Annotated in this window: 8 protein-coding genes and 3 tRNA genes; all 11 read right to left on the bottom strand. The window is 30.8% G+C overall.

Annotated elements, in window-relative coordinates; all coding sequences use genetic code 11:
• Positions 1 to 438: 438 nt before the first annotated feature.
• Positions 439 to 515, bottom strand: a tRNA-Met gene (locus C4R78_RS05180).
• A gap of 5 nt (positions 516 to 520) precedes the next feature.
• Positions 521 to 596 (bottom strand) — tRNA-Met (locus C4R78_RS05175).
• A 4-nt stretch (positions 597 to 600) separates the two neighbouring features.
• Positions 601 to 689, bottom strand: a tRNA-Leu gene (locus tag C4R78_RS05170).
• Positions 690 to 830: 141 nt separating this feature from the next.
• Positions 831 to 1,226, bottom strand: coding sequence for a S1 domain-containing RNA-binding protein (locus C4R78_RS05165; RefSeq protein ID WP_103896031.1), 396 nt, complete (start codon positions 1,224 to 1,226; stop codon positions 831 to 833).
• Between the two features lie 63 nt (positions 1,227 to 1,289).
• Positions 1,290 to 1,565: an FtsB family cell division protein gene (locus C4R78_RS05160; protein ID WP_159945829.1), complete on the bottom strand. Its 276-nt coding sequence runs from the start codon at positions 1,563 to 1,565 to the stop codon at positions 1,290 to 1,292.
• A 46-nt stretch (positions 1,566 to 1,611) separates the two neighbouring features.
• Positions 1,612 to 2,055 carry a spore cortex biosynthesis protein YabQ gene (gene yabQ, locus C4R78_RS05155; RefSeq protein WP_103896029.1) on the bottom strand — a complete coding sequence of 148 codons (444 nt, stop codon included), beginning with the start codon at positions 2,053 to 2,055 and terminating at the stop codon, positions 1,612 to 1,614.
• A gap of 6 nt (positions 2,056 to 2,061) precedes the next feature.
• Complete coding sequence (yabP, locus tag C4R78_RS05150) at positions 2,062 to 2,337, bottom strand: sporulation protein YabP (RefSeq protein WP_103896028.1); 276 nt, start codon at positions 2,335 to 2,337, stop codon at positions 2,062 to 2,064.
• Positions 2,338 to 2,492: 155 nt separating this feature from the next.
• Positions 2,493 to 2,750 (bottom strand): RNA-binding S4 domain-containing protein, encoded by a 258-nt coding sequence (locus C4R78_RS05145; RefSeq protein ID WP_103896027.1) that lies wholly within the window; start codon positions 2,748 to 2,750, stop codon positions 2,493 to 2,495.
• A gap of 46 nt (positions 2,751 to 2,796) precedes the next feature.
• Entirely contained in the window at positions 2,797 to 3,072 is a 276-nt protein-coding gene (locus C4R78_RS05140) for an HU family DNA-binding protein (RefSeq protein ID WP_103896026.1), read from the bottom strand.
• A gap of 113 nt (positions 3,073 to 3,185) precedes the next feature.
• On the bottom strand, positions 3,186 to 4,628 hold the full coding sequence (yabN, locus tag C4R78_RS05135; RefSeq protein WP_103896025.1) for a bifunctional methyltransferase/pyrophosphohydrolase YabN: 1,443 nt from the start codon (positions 4,626 to 4,628) through the stop codon (positions 3,186 to 3,188).
• A gap of 18 nt (positions 4,629 to 4,646) precedes the next feature.
• Positions 4,647 to 6,173, bottom strand: coding sequence for a putative polysaccharide biosynthesis protein (locus C4R78_RS05130; protein ID WP_103896024.1), 1,527 nt, complete (start codon positions 6,171 to 6,173; stop codon positions 4,647 to 4,649).
• Positions 6,174 to 6,219: the final 46 nt, after the last annotated feature.

Here is a 6,219-nt window from a genome sequence, read left to right as displayed (position 1 = left end):
CTTCGGATTTAGGAACTTTGAAAGGTTTAGAAATCGAATTCTTCATTGTTGTGTATAAACTTGTTAAACTATTAAATCTACAACAATTTTTAACGGCCTCGCGCAAAAAATTTAAGAAGAAAACCTTAGTCGACCTAAGTCAGTCTTTAAAGGTTTTCTTCTTAAACCTATACCAAACTACGTGCAAAAATAAACAATACGCTGAGCTTTTATAAAAGCCAACCTTTGATTGGCCTTTTTGTCATGCCCATTTTTAAAGCTTTTGCTTAAATTAATCTCAATTACATAAAAACTCCTTGGAAATTAGCAAGGGCGGGCATCTGAATAATTTGCCCACCCCAACTATTGACATAGAACCGCAAAAAACTAATGTATTTTAGGACAAATAACAAAAGCACCCACGAAGTTTTTCGTGGGTGCTTTTACCCTCTACATAGATGGTGGCGGCGAACGGATTCGAACCGCTGACACATCGGGTATGAACCGATTGCTCTGGCCAACTGAGCTACGCCGCCATATTTGGTTGCGGGGGAAGGACTTGAACCTTCGACCTTCGGGTTATGAGCCCGACGAGCTACCAACTGCTCCACCCCGCGACGTTGGTGCCGGAGACCGGGGTCGAACCGGTACGGTCCTTTCGGACCACAGGATTTTAAGTCCTGTGCGTCTGCCTGTTCCGCCACTCCGGCGTTCTTTCGTGCACCTCGCATCGACATTATTGATTATATAACACTATTTTGATTTCGTCAACACCTTTTTTAAAATTTTTTATAGAAATTTTTATTTTTTACAAAAGGGTATTTTACCGTGTGGTAAAATACCCTTTATAATTATCTTCTTGATGCAGTTCCATATCTTCTGCCTTCTCTATGTTTTAAGTCCTGAATTCTCTCCTCGCTTTCTTTTAAGAATTTTGCAAGTCTCTCCTCAAAAGAAAGTCCACTGTTTTTGTTCCTCTCACCCTGCCAGTCAATTTCAACCGGTCTTGAACTCTTTGGCATAGCTTGCCTTATTGATAAACTTATCTTTCCTTGCTCATCAATTGCAATAATCTTAACCTTTACCTTGTCCTTTTCTTTTAGATGTTGTCTTATGTCTTTTACGTAAGTATCAGCCACCTCGCTAATGTGAACTAAACCTGTTTTTCCTTCTACATCGACAAAAGCACCAAAATTTGTAATGTTTACAACAGTTCCTTCTAAAATAGTACCTACCTTTAAGGTCATGTTAAAAGACTTCCTCCTTAATATATTTTAATGATATTATTATACAAAATAATATAATTTTAGTCAATTTGTCTTCCTTTTATTTTTATCTATAAATAAAATCTCACCTGGTTTTATAAGCCCCAACTTTTCCCTTGCTAAAGTTTCAATATAAGAATCTTTTTGAACCTGTTTAAGCTCTTCCTTTAGTTGAGCATTAATAAACTTAACCTTCTCAAGCTGCTGGCTGTAATGCCTGTAATCTTTTTTTAACCTAAACATAATAGCCTGTTGTTTTATAAATATAGACAAGAAAAATATTAAAAAAAACAAATAAAAAAGCTTCTCTATTTTCTTCATATGCATCCCCTCTTAAACTTACTACATAATAAATTCTACGAAGATTTCAATTTTCCTGCTGTTTTATAAAAACTAATCCTATAAATTTCCTGACATAATACCCTAAATTTAAATAAAAAACCCTAATAAGTCTTAAAAACATTAAAATCATTCTAAATAAAAATCTAAAAGATTTCATAATATAATAAATTACAAATCTTAAAGAACCTAAAAAAGGTTTAGAAATAAGCTTAAAGTATAAATACAGTCCTATAATAAAAGCTATAAAAGTATAATATCTAATATTTACATTATTGGTTAAAAGCATAAAAATAAACGTTAAAAGAGCAGAAAATATCCAAAACAATAAGTCCGAAATTGCAGTTAAAGTCTTATTAGGATTTTTAAATCCCCTAATAATTCTATATGTGTCAAATAAAAATCCTATTATTATACCACATAAAATGTTAGAAAAAAAATACATAAATTGAATATTGATATCTAAAACCATATCATATCACCTAAAAAGCTTCTTTAAAAGATTTTCATTTTTACCTTCGTCTTTAGAAGTATAACTTAAAGAGTTTATTTGCCCAACTATAGATACATCTCCACTATCAACATTTAATTTGTTAACCTTCAAGTCCTTACCCCTAATTAAAAGATTTCCCATTACAGTAGATAAACTGACTTGTTCATCATTAAATGTATAAATCGCATTAACTCCACTTATATCTATCTTGCCCCTATTATCTATATAGATTTTGTGTTCTTTTATCATTTTATTTTCCATAAAAATATCCCCTCCATATTAAACTATATGAAGGGGATATATACTTTATTCCTTATGTTATCCACAACAAATAAGGAATAAATCACAACCTTTTAAACTAAAATCAACAAATTTATCACAAATTATCAACACACTTATCCACAAATTGTTGATAATTATTCAATTTCTTTTCCACTAATTATCTTATACATATTCCTTGCATCTTCTTTTGTAACATGCTCTTTGAGGCTTAAAACCTCAGCCTTTACACTTCCTGTTGCATACTGTATTTCTATAATATCCCCAACCTTTAAAGCAGTTCCTGGTTTTGCTACTTTACCATTTACTAAAACTTTTCCCATATCACAAACTTCTTTTGCAACAGTCCTTCTCTTGATTATCCTTGAAACCTTTAAAAATTTATCAAGCCTCATCATGTCCTTCCTTTCAAAAAAAAATCAGGTTAAAAAACCTGATTTTTTACTTATTTACGTTTTCTCTTAATTCCTTTCCTGCCTTAAATACAGGAACCTTTGTAGCTGGGATTATAATTTCTTCCATAGTCTTTGGATTTCTACCTTTTCTTTCTCCTCTTTCTCTTACTTCAAATGTTCCAAAACCAACAAGTTGAACCTTTTCATTTCTAGCAAGAGCTTCTTGAACGCTATCCATGAAAGCCTTTAATGCTTTTTCAGCATCCTTCTTTGTTAAACCACTTTTTTCTGCCATCATTGAAATTAAATCTGCCTTGTTCATTATTTTCCCTCCTTAGAAAATTTATTTTAAGTAGGATGCAGCTAAATTATATCATGTTTTTATTATTCTTCACAAAATCAAAAAATCCTTCTAATCTTAATATTTTTTTAATATTATTCCTCAAATTTCTTTGATTCTTCCCAAAGCTTATCCATTTCTTCTAAATTTAACTCTGCTAAGCTTTTGTTGAACTTATAAGCATTTTTTTCTATATACTCAAATCTATTTATAAACTTGCTAGTAGTACGATTCAAGGCTTCCTCAGGATTTACATTTAAAAACCTTGCAACATTTACTACTGCAAACAAAAGATCTCCTATTTCTTCTAATATTTTATCATTATCTTTAGTTTTATATACCTTCAAAAGTTCCTCAAACTCTTCTTTTATCTTATTTAAAGCATCCTCTACGTTATCCCAATCAAATCCTACCTCTGATGCCTTTTCTTGAACTTTTAGACTTCTTAAAAGGGCAGGCAATACAATAGGAATCTTTTTTAAGTTTTCTGTATAGCTTTTAACATTTTTCTCCTTCATCTTATTTTTTTCCCATATCTCAACCACATCCTCAGCTGTTTGTATCCTTTTATCACCAAAAACATGGGGATGTCTTTTTATCATCTTTCTTACTATTCCATCTGTTACATCCCATATATCAAAATATTCATTTTCTTTAGCTATTTGAGAATGGAATACTACATGAAGCAAAACATCTCCAAGCTCTTCACATAATCCATCATAATCTTTTTTATCAATAGATTCTATTATTTCATAACATTCTTCTATAAGATATCTTTTTAAACTTTCATGGGTCTGTTCTCTATCCCAAGGACATCCCTTTGGAGATCTTAACATTTCTACTAAATTAATCAAATCATTAAAATCTTTTCTCTTTTTTTCTTTAACAGGAGGTATATACAACGTGGTCAAATAGTCAATAAAATCCAACCTGTCGATTTCATAAAGCTTTACCTTTTCAATTCTTTCTAGATCTTTAACTCCTGCTGCCCTTACTACATATACTTCCTGCTCATCATCATAATATTCCATAAGCTTTATTTTTATTTCTCCCGCCACAAATTTATTATAAACTTGAGTTATTACATTAGAAGTATTCAAATCTGGAACTTGATCCCCTAACATAAGTCCATCAATAAGTTTAAATCCACAAGAAGGATCTATCTTGAGGACATTAAATACAGCATCAATAAAGCTTAAAGCAGGAATTACTTCAACCTCTATGTTATTTTCCTTTGAATATTTTAATATAAGTTCTACAGACTTTTCGGCAACTAAAGGATGCCCAGGAACTGCGTAAACACAATCCCTTTCTTCTATTATTCTTCTTGCTATTTTTTCATAAACTTCATCAAAATCTCTTCCTTCGTCATAAAAAATATCAAAGGTTTCAAATTTAATTCCAAGCTCCTTTAAATACCACACATTAGGATGTTTGTAAGTTCTTAAAAATACTTTACTACTATTTTTTAAGGTTTCTATAGTCTTTAAAGTTAAATCATCTACAGAACCAGGACCTAATCCTACTATTTTTATCATTTGTAAATTCACCTCACGTTAACCTTTTATAACTCTTTTTATATCCTTTAAACTAAATGTGTTTGTAATATTTAATAGTGTAAAATATATAAGAATTCCACTTAAAATTGAAAAAACAGTAGTTAATTTTGAGTTTAAATATAAGTTTAAAAATATATATATACAAATAACACCTATCATCATAACTAAAGTACTTAAAAGAGGATTTATCACAGAGTCCCTAAGGTTTACCATAACATTAGTATATTTTATAACCAAAATAATATCAACCATTGAAATTACAAAGTAAGCTATCAACGTGCTGTATGCAGCCCCTAAAATATTTAATCTTGTTGGAATCAACAAATAAGAAAAAAATATCTTGACCAGCGAACCTAACAATATTACAAAAAACGGCAAATAAGTTTTTCCAATGCCATTTAAAACGCTTGTAGAAGTCTGAGCTAATATTATAAAAAATGCAGCAACAGAAAGTATCTGTAAAACTTCCCATCCACTGTCTGTATGAAATATTAATCCCAAAATAGGCCTTGCAAGTACATAAAGACCTGCACAGGAAGGAAGGGCAAGCATCATAGCCATCTTATAAGCCATATTTATATTATTTTTTAATTTAAAATTGCTTTTTAAAGCATGACTTTCCGCCACAGCAGGAACAGTGCTTTGAGCTATAGCCATTGATAAAGTTAAAGGAACATTTATAAGAACAAAAGCCTTTCCTGTAAGCTGTCCATATAAAGCTGTTGCCATACTATCATCGTATCCTGAAGATTTCAAAAGCCCAACCACCAAAGCAGAGTCTATTAAAGCCATTATAGAACCTATTGTTTGGGCTAAAGAAATCGGAAGTCCTGTTTTAATGATTTCCAAAGTAAGAGCAAAAGTACCTTTGCTATTTTCATCTTTAAAATAATTTATTTTATTTTTCCTAAAATAAAATAACAAAAATAAAACTCCTATTAACCCACCAACAGTAGCTCCAAGGGAAGCCCCTGAAGCTGCAAATTCAATGCCATAAGGCAAAAGAATATAAGCTAGTCCAACTCCAAAAAATACCCTAGTCAACTGCTCTACTATTTGACTTAAACCAACAGGAAACATATTTTGAATTCCCTGAAAATACCCTCTAAAAACCGATAAAATGCAAGTAAAAAAAGGAGCTAATGAAATTGCTAATATAGAATAATAAACCCTAAAGCTCCAATTAAATATTTTTATAAAATTCTTTGCAAAAAATATCAAAATAAAACTTGATACTGCCCCAAATAATACCATTATAAAAAGCGCAGATTTAAAAATTAAAGTTGCCTCTTTGTTTTTTCTTATGGCTAACCTTTCAGAAATCATTTTTGAAATTGCTATAGGAATTCCAGAGGACATTGCAAGCAAAAAGGTATACAAAGGATAAATTATTTGATATATTCCTATTCCTTCTTCTCCAATCAAATATATAAGAGGAATTCTAAAGAAAAACCCCAAAAACTTTGCTAATATACCTGCCAAAGCAAGAAGTATTGTCCCTTTTATTATGTTTTTTCGAGACATAAAAAATCCTCCTATTTCTATCTTCAATAAATAAATATTTATGGAT

The organism is Caloramator fervidus (assembly GCF_900108045.1).
Lineage (GTDB): Bacteria > Bacillota > Clostridia > Clostridiales > Caloramatoraceae > Caloramator > Caloramator fervidus.
Note: the sequence above shows the minus strand (reverse complement) of the source record. Positions and strands in the feature narration are given on the sequence as shown.

Bases quoted from the DNA above. Each gene is read 5' to 3' on its own strand.
- C4R78_RS05165 (WP_103896031.1), bottom strand. From the start codon at position 1,226: ATGACCTTAAAGGTAGGTACTATTTTAGAAGGAACTGTTGTAAACATT.
- C4R78_RS05160 (WP_159945829.1), bottom strand. From the start codon at position 1,565: ATGAAGAAAATAGAGAAGCTTTTTTATTTGTTTTTTTTAATATTTTTC.
- yabQ (WP_103896029.1), bottom strand. From the start codon at position 2,055: ATGGTTTTAGATATCAATATTCAATTTATGTATTTTTTTTCTAACATT.
- yabP (WP_103896028.1), bottom strand. From the start codon at position 2,337: ATGGAAAATAAAATGATAAAAGAACACAAAATCTATATAGATAATAGG.
- C4R78_RS05145 (WP_103896027.1), bottom strand. From the start codon at position 2,750: ATGAGGCTTGATAAATTTTTAAAGGTTTCAAGGATAATCAAGAGAAGG.
- C4R78_RS05140 (WP_103896026.1), bottom strand. From the start codon at position 3,072: ATGAACAAGGCAGATTTAATTTCAATGATGGCAGAAAAAAGTGGTTTA.
- yabN (WP_103896025.1), bottom strand. From the start codon at position 4,628: ATGATAAAAATAGTAGGATTAGGTCCTGGTTCTGTAGATGATTTAACT.
- C4R78_RS05130 (WP_103896024.1), bottom strand. From the start codon at position 6,173: ATGTCTCGAAAAAACATAATAAAAGGGACAATACTTCTTGCTTTGGCA.